Source organism: Streptomyces sp. NPDC005775 (genome assembly GCF_042871565.1).
Lineage (GTDB): Bacteria > Actinomycetota > Actinomycetes > Streptomycetales > Streptomycetaceae > Streptomyces.
On sequence record NZ_JBIAIU010000003.1, the window covers coordinates 581,983 to 604,314 of the forward strand.

At 70.1% G+C, this 22,332-nt stretch carries 19 protein-coding genes and 1 riboswitch; of the genes, 9 read left to right on the top strand and 10 right to left on the bottom strand.

Translation table 11 applies throughout. From position 1 onward, the window contains the following. Positions 1 to 144 precede the first annotated feature (144 nt). Positions 145 to 927, top strand: a complete 783-nt coding sequence (gene nagB, locus ACFYPA_RS09975) for a glucosamine-6-phosphate deaminase (protein ID WP_359076984.1) — start codon at positions 145 to 147, stop codon at positions 925 to 927. A 121-nt stretch (positions 928 to 1,048) separates the two neighbouring features. Here nagB and ACFYPA_RS09980 read toward each other — a convergent pair whose 3' ends face one another. The 4 genes from ACFYPA_RS09980 to ACFYPA_RS09995 form a co-directional block, all read right to left on the bottom strand. Beyond that, positions 1,049 to 2,599: a glycoside hydrolase family 3 protein gene (locus tag ACFYPA_RS09980; RefSeq protein WP_359076982.1), complete on the bottom strand. Its 1,551-nt coding sequence runs from the start codon at positions 2,597 to 2,599 to the stop codon at positions 1,049 to 1,051. Positions 2,600 to 2,607: 8 nt separating this feature from the next. Then, the gene (locus ACFYPA_RS09985) at positions 2,608 to 3,438 is read right to left on the bottom strand and encodes a carbohydrate ABC transporter permease (RefSeq protein ID WP_148020652.1); all 831 of its coding nucleotides are present in this window, start codon (positions 3,436 to 3,438) and stop codon (positions 2,608 to 2,610) included. After that, on the bottom strand, positions 3,435 to 4,421 hold the full coding sequence (locus tag ACFYPA_RS09990; RefSeq protein WP_359076980.1) for a sugar ABC transporter permease: 987 nt from the start codon (positions 4,419 to 4,421) through the stop codon (positions 3,435 to 3,437). The genes ACFYPA_RS09985 and ACFYPA_RS09990 overlap by 4 nt, the downstream gene beginning before the upstream one ends. 85 nt (positions 4,422 to 4,506) lie before the next feature. Beyond that, entirely contained in the window at positions 4,507 to 5,790 is a 1,284-nt protein-coding gene (locus ACFYPA_RS09995; RefSeq protein ID WP_359076978.1) for an extracellular solute-binding protein, read from the bottom strand. A gap of 305 nt (positions 5,791 to 6,095) precedes the next feature. Between ACFYPA_RS09995 and ACFYPA_RS10000 the strand changes: the two genes are divergently transcribed. The 6 genes from ACFYPA_RS10000 to ACFYPA_RS10025 all read left to right on the top strand — a co-directional run bounded on the left by ACFYPA_RS10000 (position 6,096) and on the right by ACFYPA_RS10025 (position 13,329). Then, positions 6,096 to 6,860, top strand: coding sequence for a GntR family transcriptional regulator (locus ACFYPA_RS10000; RefSeq protein WP_359077781.1), 765 nt, complete (start codon positions 6,096 to 6,098; stop codon positions 6,858 to 6,860). A gap of 240 nt (positions 6,861 to 7,100) precedes the next feature. Further along, a complete protein-coding gene (locus ACFYPA_RS10005; RefSeq protein WP_359314377.1) occupies positions 7,101 to 7,355 on the top strand; it encodes a DUF3311 domain-containing protein in 255 nt (84 codons plus the stop codon). Continuing rightward, complete coding sequence (gene mctP, locus ACFYPA_RS10010) at positions 7,352 to 8,986, top strand: monocarboxylate uptake permease MctP (RefSeq protein ID WP_359076974.1); 1,635 nt, start codon at positions 7,352 to 7,354, stop codon at positions 8,984 to 8,986. Before ACFYPA_RS10005 ends, mctP begins: the two co-directional genes overlap by 4 nt. 117 nt (positions 8,987 to 9,103) lie before the next feature. Continuing rightward, the gene (locus tag ACFYPA_RS10015; protein ID WP_389130928.1) at positions 9,104 to 9,616 is read left to right on the top strand and encodes a GNAT family N-acetyltransferase; all 513 of its coding nucleotides are present in this window, start codon (positions 9,104 to 9,106) and stop codon (positions 9,614 to 9,616) included. Positions 9,617 to 9,660: 44 nt separating this feature from the next. Continuing rightward, positions 9,661 to 9,795: riboswitch (cobalamin riboswitch) on the top strand. Between the two features lie 139 nt (positions 9,796 to 9,934). Further along, on the top strand, positions 9,935 to 12,313 hold the full coding sequence (locus ACFYPA_RS10020; RefSeq protein WP_389130930.1) for a ribonucleoside-diphosphate reductase subunit alpha: 2,379 nt from the start codon (positions 9,935 to 9,937) through the stop codon (positions 12,311 to 12,313). After that, on the top strand, positions 12,313 to 13,329 hold the full coding sequence (locus ACFYPA_RS10025) for a ribonucleotide-diphosphate reductase subunit beta (protein ID WP_359076968.1): 1,017 nt from the start codon (positions 12,313 to 12,315) through the stop codon (positions 13,327 to 13,329). Before ACFYPA_RS10020 ends, ACFYPA_RS10025 begins: the two co-directional genes overlap by 1 nt. Before the next feature lie 5 nt (positions 13,330 to 13,334). Here the strand turns inward: ACFYPA_RS10025 and ACFYPA_RS10030 are convergent, their stop codons facing one another. Continuing rightward, on the bottom strand, positions 13,335 to 13,547 hold the full coding sequence (locus ACFYPA_RS10030) for a hypothetical protein (RefSeq protein ID WP_359076966.1): 213 nt from the start codon (positions 13,545 to 13,547) through the stop codon (positions 13,335 to 13,337). 81 nt (positions 13,548 to 13,628) lie between these two features. On the opposite strand from ACFYPA_RS10030, the gene ACFYPA_RS10035 reads away from it, so the two are divergent. Together ACFYPA_RS10035 and ACFYPA_RS10040 are read left to right on the top strand one after the other, a co-directional pair. Then, positions 13,629 to 14,603, top strand: a complete 975-nt coding sequence (locus ACFYPA_RS10035; protein ID WP_389130934.1) for a helix-turn-helix domain-containing protein — start codon at positions 13,629 to 13,631, stop codon at positions 14,601 to 14,603. A gap of 104 nt (positions 14,604 to 14,707) precedes the next feature. Then, entirely contained in the window at positions 14,708 to 16,615 is a 1,908-nt protein-coding gene (locus ACFYPA_RS10040) for a family 20 glycosylhydrolase (RefSeq protein WP_389130937.1), read from the top strand. Positions 16,616 to 16,660: 45 nt separating this feature from the next. Here ACFYPA_RS10040 and ACFYPA_RS10045 read toward each other — a convergent pair whose 3' ends face one another. The 5 genes from ACFYPA_RS10045 to ACFYPA_RS10065 form a co-directional block, all read right to left on the bottom strand. Next, complete coding sequence (locus ACFYPA_RS10045; RefSeq protein ID WP_359314386.1) at positions 16,661 to 17,392, bottom strand: D-Ala-D-Ala carboxypeptidase family metallohydrolase; 732 nt, start codon at positions 17,390 to 17,392, stop codon at positions 16,661 to 16,663. A 163-nt stretch (positions 17,393 to 17,555) separates the two neighbouring features. Then, positions 17,556 to 18,194, bottom strand: a complete 639-nt coding sequence (def, locus tag ACFYPA_RS10050) for a peptide deformylase (protein WP_359076958.1) — start codon at positions 18,192 to 18,194, stop codon at positions 17,556 to 17,558. 127 nt (positions 18,195 to 18,321) lie between these two features. Next, positions 18,322 to 19,314, bottom strand: a complete 993-nt coding sequence (locus tag ACFYPA_RS10055; protein ID WP_359076956.1) for a hypothetical protein — start codon at positions 19,312 to 19,314, stop codon at positions 18,322 to 18,324. Between the two features lie 90 nt (positions 19,315 to 19,404). After that, a complete protein-coding gene (locus tag ACFYPA_RS10060; protein WP_359076954.1) occupies positions 19,405 to 20,697 on the bottom strand; it encodes an HD domain-containing protein in 1,293 nt (430 codons plus the stop codon). Next, the gene (locus tag ACFYPA_RS10065; RefSeq protein WP_389130942.1) at positions 20,694 to 22,160 is read right to left on the bottom strand and encodes an HD-GYP domain-containing protein; all 1,467 of its coding nucleotides are present in this window, start codon (positions 22,158 to 22,160) and stop codon (positions 20,694 to 20,696) included. The genes ACFYPA_RS10060 and ACFYPA_RS10065 overlap by 4 nt, the downstream gene beginning before the upstream one ends. Positions 22,161 to 22,332: the final 172 nt, after the last annotated feature.

Genomic DNA, 22,332 nt, shown 5'->3' on the forward strand with positions numbered 1-22,332 from the left:
GACGGCCCGTCGGAACGGCCCCGACCGGGCCGCACGGTTCGTCCGACGGGCGGAACGGGCCGTGTTCCCGTATGCGATTTCTGCTACATTAGGATTTCGATTGGTCTATACCACATGTCTTCACTCTAGATCGGCAGGCCCCGCGTGGAAGTTGTCATCGTCCCGGACGCCAAGGCAGGCGGCGAACTGATCGCGGGGGCCATCGGTGCCCTGCTGAGCCGTAAGCCCGACGCCCTTCTCGGCGTTGCCACCGGATCGACCCCGCTGCCCATCTATCAGGCGCTGGCCGAGAAGGTCCGCTCCGGCGCGGTGGACGCGTCGCGCGCCCGCATCTGCCAGCTCGACGAGTACGTGGGGCTGCCGGCGGGCCACCCGGAGTCGTACCGGTCCGTGGTGCTGCGCGAGGTCGTCGAGCCGCTGGGGCTGTCCGAGGCGTCGTTCATGGGCCCCGACGGCTCCGCCGAGGACGTCCAGGCCGCCTGCGAGGCGTACGACAGGGCGCTCGCCGAGGCCGGCGGGGTGGACCTCCAGCTGCTCGGCATCGGCACGGACGGGCACATCGGCTTCAACGAGCCGTGCTCCTCGCTCGCCTCGCGTACGCGGATCAAGACGCTGACCGAGCAGACCCGGGTCGACAACGCGCGCTTCTTCGACGACATCGAGCAGGTGCCGCACCACGTCATCACCCAGGGCATCGGCACGATCCTGGAGTCCCGCCACCCGATCCTGCTCGCGACGGGCGAGGGCAAGGCGGACGCCGTGGCGCAGACGGTCGAGGGGCCGATCGCCGCGATCGTGCCCGCGTCGGCGCTGCAGCTGCACCCCCACGCGACGGTGGTGGTCGACGAGGCGGCGGCGTCCAAGCTGAAGCTGGCGGACTACTTCCGCGCCACGTATGCGGCGAAGCCGCTGTGGCAGGGTATTTAGTTTCCGGCGGTACGCGAGAGGGCCGGGACACCGTGTGGTGTCCCGGCCCTCTCGCGTGCGTGTCCCGCGTGGACGTGTTGTTCTCACCTGCCGGACGGGCTTGGACGTGCGGGCTTCGTCCTCAAGCGCCGGACGGGCCGGAACGCGTGATCGCTTCCGCCGCCGCTCGGCCGCAGACCCTGGCCGCGCCGTGCGTGGCGATGTGCAGGGCTCCCCTGGGCTCGGCCTGGGGGACGCCCATCTCGACCACGATCGTGTCCGGACGCGCCGCGAGCACCGCGTCGAGGGCCTCGGTCATCCACGGGTGGCGGTGCGCGTCGCGGACGACCGCGACGATGCGCCGCTCCCCCGCGGCCCGCAGCACACCGGTCTCGGGTGCCTCGGTCCGGTCGCTGTACGTGTCGGTGCCCGTGCCCGGTACGAGTCGGGCCAGTTCGGCGGCGACGCCCCACGGGGTCTCGTCACCGACGGCGATGTTCGCGACCGGGGTGAACGCGGCGACGTACGCCGGTCCGGTGAGCGGCTCGCCCGTGCCGGTCACCTTCACCGCGCGGCGGGCGGCGATCAGACCGATGTCCGAGCCGATGCCCGTGCTGTTTCCGGTGCCGGGCGCGGTCCCCTCCTGCACTTCCGCGCCCGGCTCCGAGACAGCCCCCCTGGCCCCCTGCGTCCAGGACGCGAGGGCCCGTACCCGGGCCGCGGCGTCGGCCAGCCGCTCCTCGGGGAGTTCGCCGGCCCGGACCGCCGCGACCAGCGCGTCGCGCAGCCGCAGGACCGTGCTGTCGTCGTCGAGGCCGCCGCCGACGCAGAGCGCGTCGGCGCCCGCCGCGATCGCGAGGACCGAGCCGCGCTCGATCCCGTACGTGGAGGCGATGGCCTGCATCTCCACGGCGTCGGTGACGATCAGGCCGTCGTAGCCCAGCTCCTCGCGCAGCAGACCGGTCAGGATCTGCGGGCTCAGGGTCGCCGGACGGTGCGGGTCGAGCGCGGGGAGCAGGATGTGCGCGCTCATCACCGACTTGGAGCCCGCTGCGATGGCAGCCCGGAAAGGCACCAGTTCACGGGCGTGCAGGGTTTCGAGGTCCACGTCGATGCGGGGCAGCGCGTGGTGCGAGTCGACCGCGGTGTCGCCGTGCCCCGGGAAGTGCTTGGTACAGGCGGCGACGCCGGCGGCCTGGAGGCCCTCGACGTACGCGGCGGTGTGCCGGGCGACCAGGTGCGGGTCGGCGCCGAAGGAGCGCACCCCGATGACCGGGTTGCCGGGGTTGGAGTTGACGTCCGCGGAGGGCGCCCAGTTGAGGTTGACACCGCAGTCGGCGAGCCGGCGGCCCAGCTCCTGGGCGACGGCACGGGTCAGCGAGACGTCGTCGACGGAGCCGAGCGCCAGATTGCCCGGGAAGGACGAGCCGTGACGCACCTCCAGCCGGGTGACGTCGCCGCCCTCCTCGTCGATCGCGACGAGCACGTCGTCACGCTCGGCGCGGAGCTGGGCGGTGAGCGCGGCGAGCTGCTCGGGCGTCTCGATGTTGCGGCCGAACAGCCCGACGGAGGAGAGGCCCTCACCGACGCGGCGCAGCAGCCAGTCCGGTGCCGTGGTGCCGGTGAAGCCCGGCTGCAGGACGGCGAGGGCGTCGCGGGTGACGGTGTCGGTGGTGGAGATCAGGGTGGTCATGGGCTGAGTTATCCCTTCACTGCGCCGTCGGTGAGACCGCTGACGGCCTTGCGCTGCAAGTAGATGAAGAGGATCAGGATCGGGATCGCGAAGAGCGAGGAGGCGGCCATGGTCGCACCCCAGTCGTCACCGAACGCGGTCTGGAACTGCGAGAGCCAGAGCGGCAGGGTCTGGGACTCGATGTCCTTGTTGAGGATGAGCACGAGCGGGAACTCGTTCCAGGCGGTGATGAAACCGAAGAGCGAGGTCGCCATCAGACCGGGGCCCAGCAGGGGCAGGATCACCTTCCTGAACGCCTGCGGGCGGGTGCAGCCGTCGACCATGGCGGACTCCTCCAGCTCCTTGGGCACGGCGGCGACGTAGCCGCGCAGCGTCAGGATGGTGAAGGGCAGGACCATCATCATGTAGAAGGCCGTCAGCGGGACCAGGCTGTTCAGCATGTCCGCATCGCGGACCAGCATGTAGATCGCGATGACCATGACTTCCCAGGGCGCCATCTGCGCGATCATGAACGTCAGCAGGATGCCGCGCCGGCCCTTGAAGCGCATGCGGGCCATCGCGAAGGAGGCCAGCAGCGCGATCACCAGCGAGGCGACCACGGAGACGATCGTCACCGTGAACGAGTTGCGGACCAGGGTCCAGAAGTGGTCGGCCGCCATGGCCTTCTTGAAGTGCTCGAAGGTGATGTCGGTGGGGAACCACACGGGGGTGTCGGTGATGATGTCGCCGGTCGGCTTGAAGGCCGTGCTGAACATCCAGTAGACGGGGAACGCGAAGCCTATGAAGAGGACGACAGCCGTCAGGTTGGGCCAGATCCGGCCGAACAGTGAGCGCTTCACAGCTCGTCCTCCTCTTGCTTGAGTACGGTGCGCAGGTAGTAGGCGGTCATCACCAGCAGGACGATCATCGTCAGGAACGAGATGGCCGCACCCATGCCGAAGTGCTGGTTGCCGACGCCTTCGACGAACGCGTAGACGGGCAGGGTCTCGGTGAGCCGGTCCGGGCCGCCGCCGTTGATCGCGAAGATCTGGGCGAAGGACTTGAAGACCCAGATGACTTCGAGGAATGTCGTGGCCAGCAGGAACGGCTTGAGGAACGGGAGCGTCACCAGGGTGAAGCTCTTCCAGGAGTTGGCGCCGTCGAGGGAGGCGGCCTCGTACAGCTCCTTGGGGATCGTCGTCGACGCGGCGTACAGGTTGATCGCCACGAACGGGATGGACTGCCAGACGATCACCAGGGTGACCAGCGAGAACGTGGACAGCTGACTGCTCGTCCAGTTGAAGTCGGCCATCGAGTGCCAGCCGAGGCTGTCGAGGACGTAGTTGACGACTCCGAACCGCTGGGCGAACAGCCACTGGTAGACAGTCGTCGCCGCGATCATCGGCATGGCCCAGGCGAGGACCAGGCCCAGCATGAGCACCAGGCGCATCTTCTTGCCCAGGCGCGCGAGCAGGAGGCCGACCAGCATCCCGAGCACCATGATCAGGACGACGTTGGCGGCCGTGAAGAGGACCGACCGCTCGACGACCCTCCAGAAGTCCGAGCTGCCGAGGACTTCCTTGTAGTTGTCGACGCCGTTCCACTCGGTCAGGTGGAGGATCAGCTGGCGCGGGTTGAGGTTCTGGAACGACAGCATGCCGTTCTTGACCAGTGGGTAGCCCAGGAGCACCGCTGTGACGAGCAGTGCGGGCACGAGGAGGAGGTAGGGGGCGGAGCCACCGGTCCGCTCCTTGCTCGATGCGGCGGGGCCACCGGAAGGGGCGTCGTCCTTGCGGACGCCGGCTGCCGGGACCGAGTCCACTTTTTCGGTCTGCACTGACATGCTCGCCATCTCTGTCTTGGGCCGTACGGTCGAGTCACGCGAGTGCGCCGGGGGGCGGTCGTTGCCCGCCCCCCGGCGCGTTCGATCAGCTCTTCTGCGAGAGACGCTTGTTGATCTCCGACTCGACGGCCTTGGCGGCGTCGGCCGGGGACTTGCCGTTCAGAACCGCGGTCATGTAGCTCTTGATCGGGTTCGGCGCGTTCTCGACAGCGGCCCACTCGGGGATGAGCGGGGTGGTGCCACCGACGGCGGCGGCCGGGGCGGCGGCCTCGGCGGCGCCGTTTCCGGTCAGGTTGGAGTTGAGCGACTCCTTGTTCGGGATGACGCCGTTCTCCTTGGCCAGCTGGCCCTCGAACTGGTCGGACAGGGACAGCTTCAGGAACTCCTTGGCGAGGTCCTGCTTCTTGCTGCCCGCGGCGACCGCGAAGTTCGAGCCACCGAGGAAGACGCCCTCGGGCTTGTCGGCGGTCTCACCCGGGATGGTGAAGTAGCCGATGTCGCTCTCGATCTTCTTGTTGGCCGCGATGGCCGTGCCGGCCTCCCAGCCCATGCCGATGAAGGCACCGACGTTGCCCTTGGCGAAGACCTCGGCCTGCTGCGGGGTGGCCTCGTCCTTGTCCTTGGGGGCCTTGGAGTAGGCCTGGTACTTCTTGTAGAGCTCCATGGCCGCGGTGACCTTGGGGTCGGAGAGGTTGGAGACGTACTTGTCCCCTTCCTTCTTCACGAGGTCCGCGCCCTGGCCGATGGTCAGGCCGTCGAAGAAGTACCAGTTCTGGCCGGGCAGGTAGATCGGCTCGGCCTTGCCCTTCGCCTTGATGGCGTCCAGGTCCTTGAAGAACTCGTCCCGCGTCTTCGGGGTGTCCTTGATGCCCGCGTCGGCCCAGACCTTCTTGTTGTAGATGACGACGCGGTTGGCGAAGTACCACGGGGCGGCGTACTGCTTGCCGTCGAAGACCGAGGACTCGTTGAGCGCCTCGACCCAGTCGCCGCCGATCTCCTTCTTGAGTTCGCTCAGGTCGGAGAGACCGCCCGTCGCCGCGTAGGCCGGGGTCTGGGTGTTGCCGACCTCGATGACGTCCGGCGGGGTCGACTCGGAGAGAGCCGTCGTGATCTTCTGCTGAATGCCGTCCCACTTCTGGGTCTCGAACTTCAGCTTGGCGCCGGTCTTCTTCTCGAAGGCGGCGGTCAGGTCCTTGGTCCAGCCGGGAGGCGTCGAGCCGTCCATGGCCCAGACGGTCAGCGTCTGACCCTTGTAGCTTTCGGGGCCCGTCTTCTTGCTGCTGCTGTCGGTCTTGTCGTCCGAGCCACAGGCAGTGGCACCGGCCAACAGAGCCACGACGCCAATGGCCGCGATGAGTCCGCGCTTCACGACACCCTCCTCAGGGATGCAAGAGAATTCCCCCCACCACCCGAGAACGCCCTCCGTCGCACGATTGAATGCGACGGGTACTGCCCGTGGGGCTGGGACCTGGTCTTTAATGGTTTAGACCAGTACCGGGAGCTTGGCCTAGACCTTTAGGGGTGTCAAGGGTGTATAAGAAGTGCACTCGCGTCCGTTATAGGACCGACACCTGAGGGAGGGCGACGAGCCGTGACCGGACCGTGCCACCATGTGAGCCGCGACAGACGGAGGAGCCGGTGACGGCAGCAACGCAGCAGTCGGGAAGGCGGGCCATGGGTGCCGACGGGGGCAGTACGGGGAACGAGACGGGCGCGAACACGCGTACCGCACGCGTCCCGAAGTACTACCGGCTGAAGCGACATCTGCTCGACATGACGGACACGATGCCGCCGGGCACGCCTGTGCCCCCGGAGCGCACCCTGGCCGCCGAGTTCGACACCTCGCGCACCACCGTGCGCCAGGCACTCCAGGAACTGGTCGTCGAGGGCCGGTTGGAGCGCATCCAGGGCAAGGGCACCTTCGTCGCGAAGCCGAAGGTCTCGCAGGCCCTGCAGCTCACCTCGTACACCGAGGACATGCGCGCCCAGGGGCTGGAACCGACGTCCCAGCTACTGGACATCGGCTATGTGACGGCCGACGACACCCTCGCCGGGCTGCTCGACATCACCGCGGGCGGGCGCGTGCTGCGGATCGAGCGCCTGCGCCTGGCGAGCGGTGAGCCGATGGCGATCGAGACCACCCACCTCTCGGCCAAACGCTTTCCCGCGCTGCGGCGTTCACTGGTGAAGTACACGTCCCTCTACACGGCCCTGGCCGAGGTGTACGACGTGCGGCTGGCCGAGGCCGAGGAGACCATCGAGACCTCCCTGGCCACCCCGCGCGAGGCCGGCCTGCTCGGTACGGACGTGGGACTGCCGATGCTCATGCTGTCCCGGCACTCGCTGGACGGACAGGGCGAGCCGGTCGAGTGGGTCCGCTCGGTCTACCGGGGCGACCGCTACAAGTTCGTGGCCCGCCTGAAGCGTCCGCTGGACTGAAGCCGGCCACCGGACCCGTCGAACAGCCCCCGTGGAAGCGTGCCCACGGGGGCTGTTCGTCACTCCGGCCCTTATGGTCCGGACCAACCCACGGATATTTACCGCATTCCGACCAACCATCCGAGGCCACAGGACCGTTGCCGGACCGCAATGCGGACAGGGGGTGACGGTGGCCGGAACCCTCGCCTAGATTTCGTGCCCGTTACAACAGGTGATCAGCGAGGGGACGGAGTCGCCGTTATGGCGGAAGAACCAGAAGGAAAGCCACCCACCGTCACACCCATGAGGGTGGTCATCGCCCTGTGTCTCATCGCGCCGTTCGTGGCGATGCTCTGGGTGAGTTCGTACGCCAAGGTCGACCCGACCTTCATCGGCATCCCGTTCTTCTACTGGTACCAGATGCTCTGGGTGCTGATCTCCACGGCGCTCACGATGATCGCGTACAAGCTGTGGCAGCGTGACCAGCGCGCCCGCAAGGGGGGTGCGTCAGCATGAAGGACGGCGTGAACGGCGTCGCACTCGGCGTCTTCATCTTCTTCTTCCTGGCCGTCACCGTCGTCGGCTTCATGGCCGCCCGCTGGCGCAAGGCCGAGAACGAGGCCAGCCTCGACGAATGGGGGCTGGGCGGCAGGTCGTTCGGCACCTGGGTCACCTGGTTCCTGCTCGGCGGCGACCTCTACACCGCGTACACCTTCGTCGCCGTACCTGCGGCGATCTACGCGGCGGGCGCGGCCGGCTTCTTCGCGGTGCCCTACACCATCCTGGTGTACCCGCTGATCTTCACCTTCCTGCCGCGCCTGTGGTCGGTGTCGCACAAGCACGGCTACGTCACCACCTCGGACTTCGTCCGCGGCCGCTTCGGTTCCAAGGGGCTGTCGCTGGCGGTCGCCGTCACCGGCATCCTCGCCACGATGCCGTACATCGCGCTGCAACTCGTCGGCATCCAGGCGGTGCTGGACGTGATGGGCGTCGGCGGCGGCGAGAACACGCACTGGTTCATCAAGGACCTGCCGCTGCTGATCGCGTTCGCGGTGCTCGCGGCCTACACGTACTCCTCCGGGCTGCGCGCCCCCGCGCTGATCGCGTTCGTCAAGGACGGGCTGATCTACCTGGTCATCGCCGTGGCGATCATCTACATCCCGATCAAGCTCGGCGGCTTCGACGACATCTTCGCCAAGGCGGGCGAGGCCTTCTCGGCGAAGAACGAGGCGGCCGGCAAACCGGTGGCCGGACTCGCGCCCGGCGAGGCGGGCCACTGGGGGTACGCCACCCTGGCGCTCGGGTCGGCACTGGCGCTCTTCATGTATCCGCACTCGATCACGGCGACGCTGTCCAGCCGCAGCCGCAACGTGATCCGCCGCAACACGACGATCCTGCCGCTGTACTCCCTGATGCTGGGGCTGCTCGCGCTCCTCGGCTTCATGGCGATCGCCGCCGGCGTCAAGGTGGACAACGGCCAGCTGGCGATCCCGCAGCTGTTCGAGAACATGTTCCCCGACTGGTTCGCGGGCGTGGCCTTCGCCGCCATCGGCATCGGCGCGCTGGTTCCCGCCGCGATCATGTCGATCGCCGCGGCGAACCTGTTCACCCGCAACATCTACAAGGACTTCCTGAAGCCCGACGCGACACCCGCGCAGGAGACCAAGGTCTCCAAGCTGGTGTCGCTGCTGGTGAAGGTCGGCGCGCTCGCCTTCGTCCTCACCATGGACAAGACGGTCGCGATCAACTTCCAGCTGCTCGGCGGAATCTGGATCCTCCAGACGATGCCTGCCCTGGTCGGCGGGCTGTTCACCCGGTGGTTCCACCGCTGGGCGCTGCTCGCGGGCTGGGCGGTCGGCATGCTGTACGGGACGCTCGCCGCGTACGGGGTCGCCAGCCCGTCCCAGAAGCACTTCGGCGGGTCCTCCAAGGAGATCCCGGGCCTCGGCGAGATCGGCTACATCGGCCTGACGGCCTTCGTGCTGAACGTCGTCGTGGTCGTCGTCCTGACCTTCGTCCTGAACGCCGTGAAGGCGCCCGCGGGGATCGACGAGACCTCTCCGGGCGACTACACCGCGGACGCGGGCGACCCCGGCGTGAAGACGGAACTCCCGCCGGCGACCGCCGGTGCGCCGGGCGGTCACTGACCGTCGACCGCGCGAACGGGCCGCCGCACTCCTGCGTCAGGGGTACGGCGGCCCGTTCGCGCGTCCCGCGGAAAACCTCTTGGGGATCCGGCCACCGCATGCGGCAGACTTACGCCCATGGACATATCGATCCGGCCGGTCGAGCCCGCCGAGCACGCACTCCTCGGCGAGATCACCGCCGAGGCCTATCTCGGCGACGGGCTCCTGGACTACGGCGCCGACGATCCGTACCTGGTGCGGCTGCGCGACGTGCCCCGCCGGGCAGCCGAGGCCGAGGTGCTGGTGGCCGCCGACGCCGGGGGCCGCGTCCTGGGCGGGGTCACCTACGCCCCGCCGGGCAACCCGTGGTGCGACATCGCCACGGCCGACGAGGCCGAATTCCGGATGCTGGCGGTCTCCCGCGAGGCCCGGGGTGCCGGGGCGGGCGAGGCTCTTGTACGGGCCTGCATCGACCGCGCACGGGGCACCACGGGCGTCACGGGGATCGTCCTGTCGACGCAGCCGGGGATGTTCGGGGCGCACCGGATCTACGGGCGCCTCGGCTTCGTACGGACCCCCGAAAGGGACTGGAGCCCCATCGACGACCTGAAGCTGCTGACGTACCGTCTGGAGCTGCGCTCTCCGGCGTAGGAGCGAGCACGACACAACATGTGGGGGCTGCCGCATCCAGCAGCCCCCACATGTATGCTCATGGCTGCTGTCGCCGCAGGGAAATCCGGTGCAAATCCGGAACTGTCCCGCAACGGTGTGTTCGGTGTGCTTTTGTGCACCCACGAGTCCGAGGTCCTGCCGACAGCGCATCCGGCTCGACCGATCCGGATGCCCAGACGTCCGGGCCTCGTGGATGGGCCGGTGGACGCCGCACGGTGCGCCGCCCCGCCGGGTCCCGCTCCGCCCGGCTGCCCCCGACTCCCGCCAGGCCCAGAGCCGAGCGAGGGAGAGCACCACGTGACCATCGCGCCAGCCGATCCGGTTACAGCGGCCGAGTCAACGGGAACCACGAGCGACGGACCGGGCACCGCACTGCTGCGGACCCTGACCGACCTCACCGCCGATCTGCCCGACACCGACCCCGGACGCGTCGCCGCAGCGGCGCTGCGCGGCCGCAACGCCCGGTCGGACGAGGCGGAGCTGCGCTCGCTGGCCACCGAGGCCGCCGCGGGCCTGATCTCCGAGGACCCCGCCTACTCCCGGCTCGCCGCCCGCCTCCTCACCCGCTCCATCGCGGACGAGGCGGCCGGGCAGGGCGCGACGTCCTTCTCCGCCTCGGTCGCCGTCGGCCACCGCGAGGGCCTGATCGCGGACCGCACCGCCGCGTTCGTCACCCTGCACGCGGCCGCCCTGGACGCGATCGTCGGGCGGTCGCTCGCCGACGGCGCCGACGACCGCTTCGGCTACTTCGGCCTGCGTACCCTGCACAGCCGTTACCTGCTGCGCCACCCGCTCACCCGTCAGGTCATCGAGACCCCGCAGCACTTCATGCTGCGCGTCGCCTCCGGTCTCGCCGAGGACACCTCCGAGCGCGCCCTGGACGAGGTCGCCGCGCTGTACGGGCTGATGAGCCGGCTGGACTACCTGCCCTCCTCCCCCACGCTCTTCAACTCCGGCACCCGGCACCCGCAGATGTCCTCCTGCTACCTGCTGGACTCCCCGCTGGACGAGCTGGACTCCATCTACGACCGCTACCACCAGGTGGCGCGCCTGTCCAAGCACGCGGGCGGCATCGGCCTCTCGTACTCCCGCATCCGCGCCCGCGGTTCGCTGATCCGCGGCACCAACGGGCACTCCAACGGCATCGTCCCGTTCCTGAAGACGCTCGACGCCTCCGTCGCCGCGGTCAACCAGGGCGGCCGGCGCAAGGGCGCCGCCGCCGTCTACCTGGAGACGTGGCACGCGGACATCGAGGAGTTCCTGGAGCTGCGCGACAACACGGGCGAGGACCAGCGGCGTACGCACAACCTCAACCTGGCGCACTGGATCCCCGACGAGTTCATGCGCCGGGTGGACGCGGACGGTACCTGGTCGCTGTTCTCCCCCGCCGACGTGCCCGAACTGGTCGACCTGTGGGGCGACGCGTTCGCCGCCGCCTACCGGGCGGCCGAGGCCAAGGGCCTGGCGCGCAAGACCATGCCCGCCCGTGAGCTGTACGGCCGGATGATGCGGACCCTCGCCCAGACCGGCCAGGGCTGGATGACGTTCAAGGACGCCTCCAACCGGACCGCGAACCAGACCGCCGAGCCGGGCCGCGTCGTGCACTCCTCGAACCTGTGCACCGAGATCCTGGAGGTCACCGACGACGGCGAGACGGCCGTCTGCAACCTCGGGTCGGTCAACCTCGGCGCCTTCGTCTCCCACGGCACCATCGACTGGGAGCGTCTGGACGCCACCGTCCGTACCGCCGTGACGTTCCTCGACCGGGTCGTGGACATCAACTTCTACCCGACCGAGCAGGCCGGCCGGTCCAACGCCCGCTGGCGGCCGGTGGGTCTGGGCGCGATGGGTCTCCAGGACGTCTTCTTCCAGCTGCGGCTGCCGTTCGACTCCCCCGAGGCCCGCGCCCTGTCGACGAAGATCTCCGAGCGGATCATGCTCGCCGCGTACGAGGCGTCCTGCGACCTCGCCGAGCGCTCGGGCCCCCTCCCCGCCTGGTCCGAGACGCGTGCCGCCCGCGGTGTGCTGCACCCGGACCACTACGACACCGAGCTGAACTGGCCGGAGCGCTGGGACGCCCTGCGCGCCCGCGTCGCGAAGACCGGGATGCGCAACTCGCTGCTGCTGGCCATCGCGCCGACGGCGACGATCGCCTCGATCGCGGGCGTGTACGAGTGCATCGAGCCGCAGGTCTCGAACCTCTTCAAGCGCGAGACGCTCAGCGGCGAGTTCCTCCAGGTCAACGCCTATCTGGTGGACGAACTGAAGAAGCTCGGCGTGTGGGACGCGCGGACCCGTGAGGCGCTGCGCGAGGCGAGCGGCTCCGTGCAGGGCTTCGCGTGGATCCCCGAGGAGGTGCGGGCGCTGTACCGCACCGCGTGGGAGATCCCGCAGCGCGGACTGATCGACATGGCGGCGGCCCGTACGCCGTTCCTCGACCAGAGCCAGTCGCTGAACCTGTTCCTGGAGACGCCGACGATCGGCAAGCTCTCCTCGATGTACGCGTACGCCTGGAAGCAGGGGCTGAAGACGACGTACTACCTGCGCTCCCGCCCGGCGACCCGGATCGCCCGTGCGGCGTCCGCCGCCCCGATCCCCGAGCAGGCTGCCGCACCCGACGCGGACGCGATCGCCTGCTCGCTCGAGAACCCCGAGTCCTGCGAGGCCTGCCAGTAATGAGCACCGACAAGAACAAGAACCTGCTGGACCCGGGCTTCGAACTGACCCTGCGGCCGATGCGCTACCCGGACTTCTACGAGCGCTACCGGGACGCGATCAAGAACACCTGGCACGTGGAGGAGGTCGACCTCCACTCCGACGTGGCGGACCTCGCCAAGATGTCGCCCGCCGAGCAGCACCTGATCGGACGGCTGGTGGCGTTCTTCGCGACCGGTGACTCGATCGTCTCGAACAACCTCGTGCTGACGCTGTACAAGCACATCAACTCTCCCGAGGCGCGGCTGTACCTGTCGCGGCAGCTCTTCGAGGAGGCCGTGCACGTCCAGTTCTACCTGACGCTGCTGGACACCTATCTGCCCGATCCGGACGACCGGGCGGCCGCGTTCGACGCGGTCGAGGAGATCCCGTCGATCCGCGAGAAGGCGCAGTTCTGCTTCCGGTGGATGGACTCGGTCGAGAAGATCGACCGGCTGGAGACGAAGGCCGACCGCCGCCGTTTCCTGCTGAACCTGATCTGCTTCGCGGCGTGCATCGAGGGGCTGTTCTTCTACGGCGCCTTCGCGTACGTGTACTGGTTCCGCTCGCGCGGGTTGCTGCACGGCCTCGCCACGGGCACCAACTGGGTGTTCCGTGACGAGACGATGCACATGAACTTCGCCTTCGAGGTCGTGGACACCGTCCGCAAGGAGGAGCCCGATCTCTTCGACGACGCGCTCCAGCAGCAGGTCACCGACATGCTGAAGGAGGCCGTCGAGGCGGAGCTGCAGTTCGGCCGCGACCTGTGCGGCGAGGGCCTGCCCGGGATGAACACCGAGTCGATGCGCCAGTACCTGGAGTGCGTCGCCGACGAGCGGCTCACCCGGCTGGGCTTCCCGGCGGTGTACGGGTCGGAGAACCCGTTCTCGTTCATGGAGCTCCAGGGCGTCCAGGAGCTGACGAACTTCTTCGAGCGCCGCCCGTCCGCCTACCAGGTGGCCGTCGAGGGCACGGTCGGCTTCGACGACGACTTCTGATCCGTTCAGATCCTCGCCCAGCTCCTGACGTACGGACGCCGTGCGGCCCTCACCGGCCGCGCGGCGTCGGCCGTTTGCGGGGGCTCGGCGCTCCGGCCCCGTTCCGCTTCCCGCAGCTGGCGGTCGATGCGGCGTTCGCGGGCGATGCCGACCAGCGCCGGTGCCAGGAAGAGTGCGAAAACGACTGCTATGCCCAGGTAGTTCAGGAATGTGTTCATGCCTCTACTGTCGCCGGTTCCCACCGATCGCGGCAGTGGCAGGACTGTCATGGAGCATCGAATTACTGCCACACTGGAGCCATGCTGAAGAATGTCGCCGTCCTGCTGCTCGACGCGGTCAACCCCTTCGAACTCGGCGTGGTCTGCGAGGTGTTCGGACTCGACCGCAGCGAGGACGGACTGCCGGTGCACGACTTCGCCGTGGTCTCCGCCGAGGGCCCCGTCCTGCGCACCCATGCCGGGTTCACCATCAGCACGCCCCACGGCCTCGACCGGCTGGAGGAGGCCGACCTCATCGCCGTCCCGGCCGGCAGCGGCTTCACCGACCGGGAGTACCCCGAGGAGGCCCTGGAGGCGCTGCGCCGGGCCGTGGGCCGAGGGTCCAGGGTGCTGAGCGTCTGTTCGGGGGCGTACGTGCTCGGCGCGGCCGGCCTGCTGGACGGCCGGCGCTGCACCACCCACTGGCGGCACGCCACCGAGCTGGCCCGCCGCTTCCCGAAGGCGATCGTCGAGCCGGACGTGCTCTACGTGGACGAGGGCCCGGTCATCACGTCGGCGGGCACGGCCGCGGGGATCGACGCCTGTCTGCACCTGGTCCGCCAGGCGTACGGGACCGCAGCCGCCAACACCATCGCCCGTCGCATGGTGGTGCCGCCGCACCGCGACGGCGGGCAGGCGCAGTACATCCAGCGCCCGCTGCCGCGGAACTCCTGCGACACGGTCGGCTCCACGCTGGCCTGGATGGAGCACCACCTCGACCAGGAGATGACCGTCGAGCAGCTGGCTGCCCAGGCGCACATGTCACCGCGCACCTTCGCCCGCCGCTTCCAGCAGGAGACGGGCACCACCCCGTACCGCTGGCTGCTGCGCCAACGCGTCCTGCTCGCTCAGCACCTCCTGGAGACATCCGATGAAACGATGGATACGATCGCCGGGCAGACCGGCTTCGGAAACGCCGCCGCGCTCCGCCATCAGTTCGTACGCTCCCTGGGCACCACGCCGAACGCGTACCGCCGCACCTTCCGCGGTCCGACCGCATTGACCGAAGCCGCCTGATCGTTCAGCGTTCTGACATCGGACCATTCGTCCAATCGATTCCCTGATCTGTCCATGGACCGGGCCACCGTGGACCCGCCAGGGTCGGGCGCATGGACATCCGGATGGCTAAACGAAGGACCGTCGGGGCCGTGGTGGCCGCGCTCGCCGCCGCTCTGCTGCCCCTGCAGAGCGCCTCGGCCGAGAGCGGGGCGGCCACTGCCACGCCACCGCCCGAGGTACTGCCCTCACTGCGGCAGTGGCAGCCGGGCGAGGGCGAGTTCACCCTCACGCACCGGGCCCGGATCGTGCTGGACGGGGTGCGGGAGCAGCGCACGACGGCCGATGCGGCGCGGTTCGCCGGCGAGCTGGCGGGGAAGGCCCCGGTCTCGCGGGGCAAGGCCCGGCCGGGCGACATCGTGCTGCGCCAGGACCCGTCCCTGAAGGGAGCGCTGGGCACGGAGGGATACCGCCTCGACGTCGGCGACCGGGTCACGGTGACCGCAGCGACGTCGGCGGGCGTCTTCTACGGCTCGCGTACGGTGCTCCAGTTGCTGAACGGCGACGGCCGGGCCGCGCGCGGTTCGGCGACCGATGTGCCCGCGTACCGCGAGCGCGGGGTCGGGGTGTGCGCCTGTTACATCAACGTCTCGCTGCCCTGGTTCGAGCGGCTGATGAAGGACATGGCCTCCCAGAAGCTCAACCAGCTCTGGATCGAGGCGAAGGTCAGGAGCGATGCCGACCCGGAGTCGGCGTTCTGGGGCTACTACACGAAGCCGCAGGTCCGCGCGCTGGTCGCGATGGCGAAGAAGTACCACATCGACCTGGTGCCGGAGATCAACTCCCCCGGCCACATGGACACCTACCTGGAGAACCACCCGGAGCTCCAGCTCAAGGACAAGGACGGCGTCGCCTCGCCGCCCCGGCTGGACATCTCGCGGCCCGAGGCACTGACGTACTACACCTCGATGGTCGACGAGGCCCTGGAGGTGTGGGACACCCGCACCTGGCACATGGGCGCCGACGAGTACATGATCGGCTCCTCGTACCCGGACTATCCGCAGCTGCAGACGGCCGCGACCGCGAAGTTCGGCGCCTCGGCCACCCCCGACGACCTCTTCGTCGACTTCATCAACCGGGTCAACGCACACGTGAAGGCCGACGGCCGGTCGCTGCGGATCTGGAACGACGGCCTGATGGGCCGCAACAGTGTCGTCCCCCTGGACCGTGACATCACCGTCGAGCACTGGCTGGGCGGCGGCGCCATCCAGCAGCCGTCCGCCCTGCTGGCCGAGGGCCGGCCGGTGATGAACTCCGCGTACGCGCTCTACCTGGTGCGCGGCGGCTACACGACGCAGACCCAGAAGCTGTACGAGAGCGACTGGACGCCCCTGCGCTTCGAGGGCCAGACCCTGCCGGCCACGGCGGCGAACCTGACCGGCGCGAAGATCAGCCTGTGGCCGGACAGCGCGGCCGCCGAGACCGAGAACGAGGTCGAGGCGAAGGTCTTCATGCCGCTGCGCTTCATCGCCCAGGCCACCTGGGGCGGCCCGAAGCCCAGTGAGACGTACGCCGGTTTCGAGGCGCTCGCCCGGCGGATCGGACACGCCCCCGGCTGGGAGAACACCGACCGCGCCCCGCTGGCCGACGGTACCTACCGGCTGACCGCGGGCGCGAAGGCGCTGGCGCCCGGCACGGACGCCGGGGTGTCGGTGGCCCGGGACGCGAAGGCGGCCTGGACGCTGACGGCGACCGCCGACGGCTACTACACCGTGAAGTCGGCGCAGAGCGGGCTGTGCCTGGACGCGGCGCGCGGGAAGAAGTATTTGGGGGCTCCACTGGAGGTGGGAGCCGAGCTGTCGCTCGGGGCCTGCGCGGCAGGGGCGCGCACGCAGCGCTGGCAGCTGGACACCGGAGCAGGCGGGCTCCTCCTGCGCAACGCCATCTCCCAGCTCCGGCTGACGGAGCGGTCCGCGGACGGCGCCGCGGTGCAGACGACGGGCGGGACGCGCCTGACGGCGAAGTCCGCCTGATCGCGTGTGTGGGGCCCGCCGGTGCCGGCGGGCCCCACACGCGTGTCAGATGCCGCAGTTGGGTGCAGACCAGAAGTGGCTGGGGCCCTGGTTCACGTGGACGTGGTCGTTGTGGTCCGGGTAGCCCGGGCCGAGAATCCCGTTGAACCCGTGGTTGCGGGCCTGCTGGGCGAGGGTGCAGAAGGCGATTCCGCCCAGGTCGGCCGCGTCGCCGTACATATGGCGGCTGTTGGACGCACCGCCGGCCGCGCTGTTGCAGGAGGTGGAGCGGAAGCCGCTGTTGACGGTGATGGGGCGGTCACCGAGCGCGTGGCGCAGTGCCTCCAGCTTCCACATGGTGCTCAGGGCGTTCGCCTTGGCGGTGGCGGCCGCGACCTTGCCGCCGGACCAGGTGCTGTTGCACTTGTTGAGCTCGGCGTACGTGAAGTGGATCGGCGTGCAGTCGTTGTCCTGGAGGGCGTACAGCTTGGACTGGGTGGCGGGGCCGGCGACGCCGTCCGCCGCCAGCCCGTAGGCGGCCTGGAAGCGCTTGACGGCGGCGGTGGTGGCGGGCCCGTAGGACCCGTCCACGGCGAGTACGGAGTTGTATCCGGGGTATCCGGCCACCCTGATCTGGAGCTGGACGACATCGTTGCCGGTGGCGCCCGGGGACAGCGTGCGGGTCCAGGTGTAGCAGCCGTCGGCCTGTGCGGTTCCGGCGGTCACCACCGCCCCGCCCAAGGCGAAAGCCATGGTCATGACAAGACCGAGCAGGAGTCGTGCGGAACGTCTGAGCATGGGGGGCTCCCAACCACGGTGAAGGTGTGGAGTGTGAGCCTGGCGGACGAGTCGACGCGCGTCAACTGTGCAAGGACGAACGGAAGTTGAAGGTACGGGAACATGGCATGGGCCCTGCTCCGGCCATACCGGAACAAGGCCCTCGCGCCCTGCGCGCTCAGGGTCAGTCGTTCGGAACGACCTCGTAGCGCGGGGTGTTCTCCGCCATCTGCCGCAGCGCGTCCTTGCGGTCGCGCTTGGACAGACGGTCGATGTACAGGTAGCCGTACAGGTGGTCCGTCTCGTGCTGGAGGCAGCGGGCGAAGTAGCCGTTGCCCCGGACCTTGACCGGGTTGCCCTCGGCGTCCCGGCCGCGCACCACCGCGTAGTCCGGGCGGGCCAGCGAGGCGTACGCCGTCGGGACCGAGAGGCAGCCCTCGTTGGAGTCGTCCAGGACGCGCTCCTCGGGCGCCAGCTCGTCCAGCACCGGGTTGCAGATGACACCCGTGTGCCGGACCCCGTCGTCGTCCGGGCAGTCGTAGACGAAGACCTTGAGGTCGACCCCGATCTGGTTGGCGGCCAGGCCCACGCCCTCCGCCGCCCGCTGGCTGGCGAACATGTCGTCGATCAGCCGGGCCAGCTCGTCGTCGAACGCGGTGACGTCCTTGCACTCCTTGTGCAGGACCGGATTGCCCACGACCGTGATCGGGCGCGAGGTGCCACGCTCGCGGTATGCCGCCTCACGCGCCTCACAGTCCTCGGTGTCGATAAGGAAACCTTCCTCGTCGACGCTGATCTGCTCGTCCGTCTCCTGCTGCGCCATGTCCGCCGTACGCCTTCCTCACAACCTGAAACCCGGGATCCGCGGCTCGCTGGAACCCGGGCACCCGAGCACCGGAATCGGTGCGCGTACAGCCTACGGGCACCTTCCGGCAGACTTCTTCGGGACGTCAGCAGACTTCTTCGAGATCCCGCCACTCACGGCTGTCCGGACTGTCCGCCACCCACCCGTCGAGCAGCCCGCGCACCAGCCCGGCGGGGGCCGCGAGACCGCACTCGCGCTCGGGAACCCACAGCTCGCCCGCGGTGCGGTGACCCAGCGGACCGGGATGGCCCGGCTCACTGTGGTCGTGCGGATCGAGGTGCTCGCCATCACCCTCGTCGCTCTCCATCCGGCTCTCCGAGCAGGCCCGGCACAGCAGCCGGACGGACGAGGACCAGTCCTCGGCGGCGAAGCCGGCGTCGGACGCCAACTGCTCCAGCGCGTCCCGGTCCTCCTCGGTGGCCGCTTCGAGGAGCACCACCCAGGTGGGCACGGGAGACGGCGCCCACAGCTCGATCTCGTCGAACACCGGGTACGACGGCCCTGCCGCGGTGATCCGCTCGCCGTGGGGCACCCCGTCGTGCAGGACGACCTCACCCCAGCGCCGCCCCGACGACGGCAGCGGGATGGACAGCACTTCGATCCGTGCCGGATCCAGCCTGCGTCCCCACACGACCTCGGCCTCGCCCTCGGGCGACAGCCGCACGGCCGCGCTGCCGAGCTCCATGCCGACCGGCTCGCTGCCGGAGGCCGGGGTCTGCTGCCCGCCGCCGGGCACCTTCAGCCCGTACGCCTGCCAGGCCCGGCGGGCCAGCGGCCAGTCCTGGAGCGCGGTGGCGGCGATCCCGACGTTCCACCAGTCGGGGGCGCCGGACTCCTTGTCGAGCAGCGCGACGGCCCGCAGGCCCGCGGCTCTCGCCTGTTCCCAGTCGTGCCGGAACTTGTGCAGCAGCGCCAGGTTGAACCACGACTCCGAGAGCCAGGGCTCCAGATCCGCCGCACGCGTCAGCAGCGCGCCCGCGTCCTCGTACCGGCCGTCGCCGATCAGCGTGAACGCGCGGTCCGTGGCCTGCCGCCAAGAGGCGGAGGGCCGATGCCGTACCTTCCCGAAGATCCTCACGATTCCCGCCTGTCCCGACTGGACACCCTCGTTTTCCACTCTCTTCGCATCCAACCATGCCCGGCCGGACGCCCGCTCATTACCCATGGGTTACCCAGGCGGGACGGGGGTCAGACCGCCCCTGGCCAGAACCCGCGCGAGCGATTCCACGACCTGGGGCTGGTAATCACGGCCTGTCCCGAGCCTGAGCTGTTCCAGTGCGCCGAGCGGCCCGCTGAGACCTTCCCCGCACAGGTCGTCGTATGCGTTGACCGCCCGGACGATCCTGGCGGACAGCGGCTGCTCGCGGAAGGGGTCGGCCTGCTGCTCCACGACGACGGCGACCTCGGTGTCCACCCCGGTCTGGCGTACCACCGCACCGCCCAGCAGGGCGATCCGTCGCTGCTCGGCGGGCGGCAGACAGGCGGTGGCCCCGTCCGGCACCGGGTCGACGAGCGAGAGCTGGCCGATGTCGTGCATCAGCGCCGCGTATTCCAGGACGGTGAGCTCCGGCCCGGAGAGACCCATCTCACGCCCGACGGCCGTGCAGAGCGCCGCGACCCGGCGGGCGTGGCCGTGCGGGGTGTAGCCGGCGATCTCGGTCGACCGGGCGAGCGAGGCGATGGTCTGCCGGTACGTGGTGCGCACGGCGGCGAACCGGCGGAAGGACACCTGGGTGAGCAGCAGCGGTACGCACAGGACGGGCAGCGCCCACAGCCCCGCGACGGCGACCCCGAGCGCCATCACGGCGCCGGTCGCGCAGACCGCCGACCCGATGCCCGTCAGTGCCCTCAGCTCGTCGCGGAGCAGCGGGCCGTACGGGACGGGGGTGGCGCCCGCCGCGCGGAGACTGCGGGGCAGTGTGCGGGCCCGCAGCAGCAGGGCGCCCAGGACCGCGTCGCACAGGGCGGTGAGGCCGAGCAGCACGAGCAGGAACGCCGCGTAGTACGGGCCCTCGCCGAACCAGCTCGCGGACCGGCCGGAGTTGTACAGCGGCTGGAAGCACACGGCCGCGAACGCGACGGTCAGGACGCGGCGGGCCACCTGGTCGGGGCCGGGCCCGCTGCCGCGCGCGACATGGGGCACGGAGGCGACGAGCTGCGCCGCGACGAGCACGGCGAGCACCTGGAAGACCCCGTGTGTGGTGGGCCCCCCGCCGCTGCGCCCGAGCAGGGCGTAGGCGAGCGCCCCGGCGGCGCCGAGCGGCGCGGGCTCCCGCTCCCCCGGCTGGGCGCCCCAGCGGGCCAGCTCACCAATGGTGATGAGCACCCCGAAGGCGAGGGCGTGACCTGGTTCGCGCAGACCGTCCCGGAGCGTGTGCACGAGCCCGGCGGCGGCGAGCACGAGGGCTGCGCCGCGAACGGCCAGGACGACAGGCGGCAGCCGTACCCACCGCGGGCTCACCGGGGGCGGCCCGGCGTCCCGGACGGCAATGACGACGGCGACGATGGCGATGGCGAGGCGCCGGGATCAAGTGCGTCCGGCGAATGAGGACGAACCGGCCCCCGGGCGGGCCCGGCGCCCCCGTCCCCACCGCCGGCCACACCCCGCGGCACCGGCACCTCGTCCGCCGTCACGGCCGTCGCCGCCCCGGACCACCCGTGCCGTTCCAGGCCCCGCGCCAGCGCCCGCACCATCTGCGGGTCGAACTGGGTACCCGCACAGCGCTTGAGCTCCTCGACGGCGACCGGCACCGGGCGGCCCGGCCGGTAGGAGCGGGTGGAGGTCATGGCGTCGAACGCGTCGGCGACGGCGACGACGCGGGCGAACTCGGGGATCCGGCGGCCGGTGAGGCCGTACGGGTATCCGCTGCCGTCGAGCCGTTCGTGGTGGTGCAGGATCGCGGCCCGCGCCTCACCTAGGAAGCCGATGCCGCGGACGATCTCGTGCCCGTACTCCGGGTGCAGTTCGATCACCCGGCGCTCCTCGGGCGTCAGCGGCCCGTCCTTGCGCAGCACCCTCGTCGGCACCCCGAGCTTGCCGACGTCGTGCAGGATGCCGGCGAACCGGAGCACCTCGATGCGCTCCTTCTCCATGCCCAGTTCCTGCGCGATGAGCACGGACGCGTGCCCCACCCGCTCGCTGTGCCCCCGGGTGTAGGTGTCCTTGATGTCGACGGCCTGCACGAGGGCCCTGATCGTGGCGCGGTGCGCGGCGTGCTCGCGGTGGTACTGGGCGAAGACCCAGCAGGAGATGTACATCGGCAGCAGGACGAAGAGCGCGGCCAGCGGCCCGTACGAGCTGTTCCACAGGATGGCCATCATCAGCCCCGCGAGGCCGTGCACCAGGTGCGGTCCGAGCGAGCGCGGCAGCATCCCGCTCCAGGCGCGTCGCAGGGGCAGGTGTTCGGCCGCGACGAGGATGGAACCGTCCAGGGCGGCCAGGACGAGGCTGAAGACCAGCGCGGCGGCGCAGGCGGGCAGCAGGGCGTACGGGAGGTCGGGCAGCCGGTCCGGTCCCGGGCCGCCGAGCGCGGCCCTGCCGCCGAGCAGGGCGTGCGCGGACGACGCCGCCCAGACGGTGACGGGCAGCCGGCCGGCCCGCCAGACGCGTCGCGCCGCGGCGGGAGGCTTCTCCACCCGGCCGACGAGCGAGCCCGGGATCGCGACCAGCGCCGCGGCCGGGGGCGGCAGCAGGAAGGCCGCGGCGAGGAGGAGGGGGAAGAACGATCCGGCACTGACCGGCACGGAGCTGCCGAAGAAGGGGCAGCGGCCGGGCAGTTCACAGATGAGGTAGAGCCCGGCGAGCAGTCCGAGGGTGGTCCACGGAGTGCCCGCGCCGGGACGCAGCGCGGGCAGGGCACACAGGACGGCGCCGAGCGCGACGGCCAGGATGTACGCCCACGCCGCGCCACGTATGGCTCTCACCCGTCCCGCCCGCCCCTGGGTCGTGTCCGCGAGGTCCCGCCTGGTTCGCGGCGTCGGTACGCACTTCGAACCCCGCCCATCAGGCGGACGACGATACTTTTCGGACACTTCCCAGCATCGCCAATGGAGGCGCCAGGCTAGCGAGTTGGGCGTCCCGGCTGAGGGCCGACGA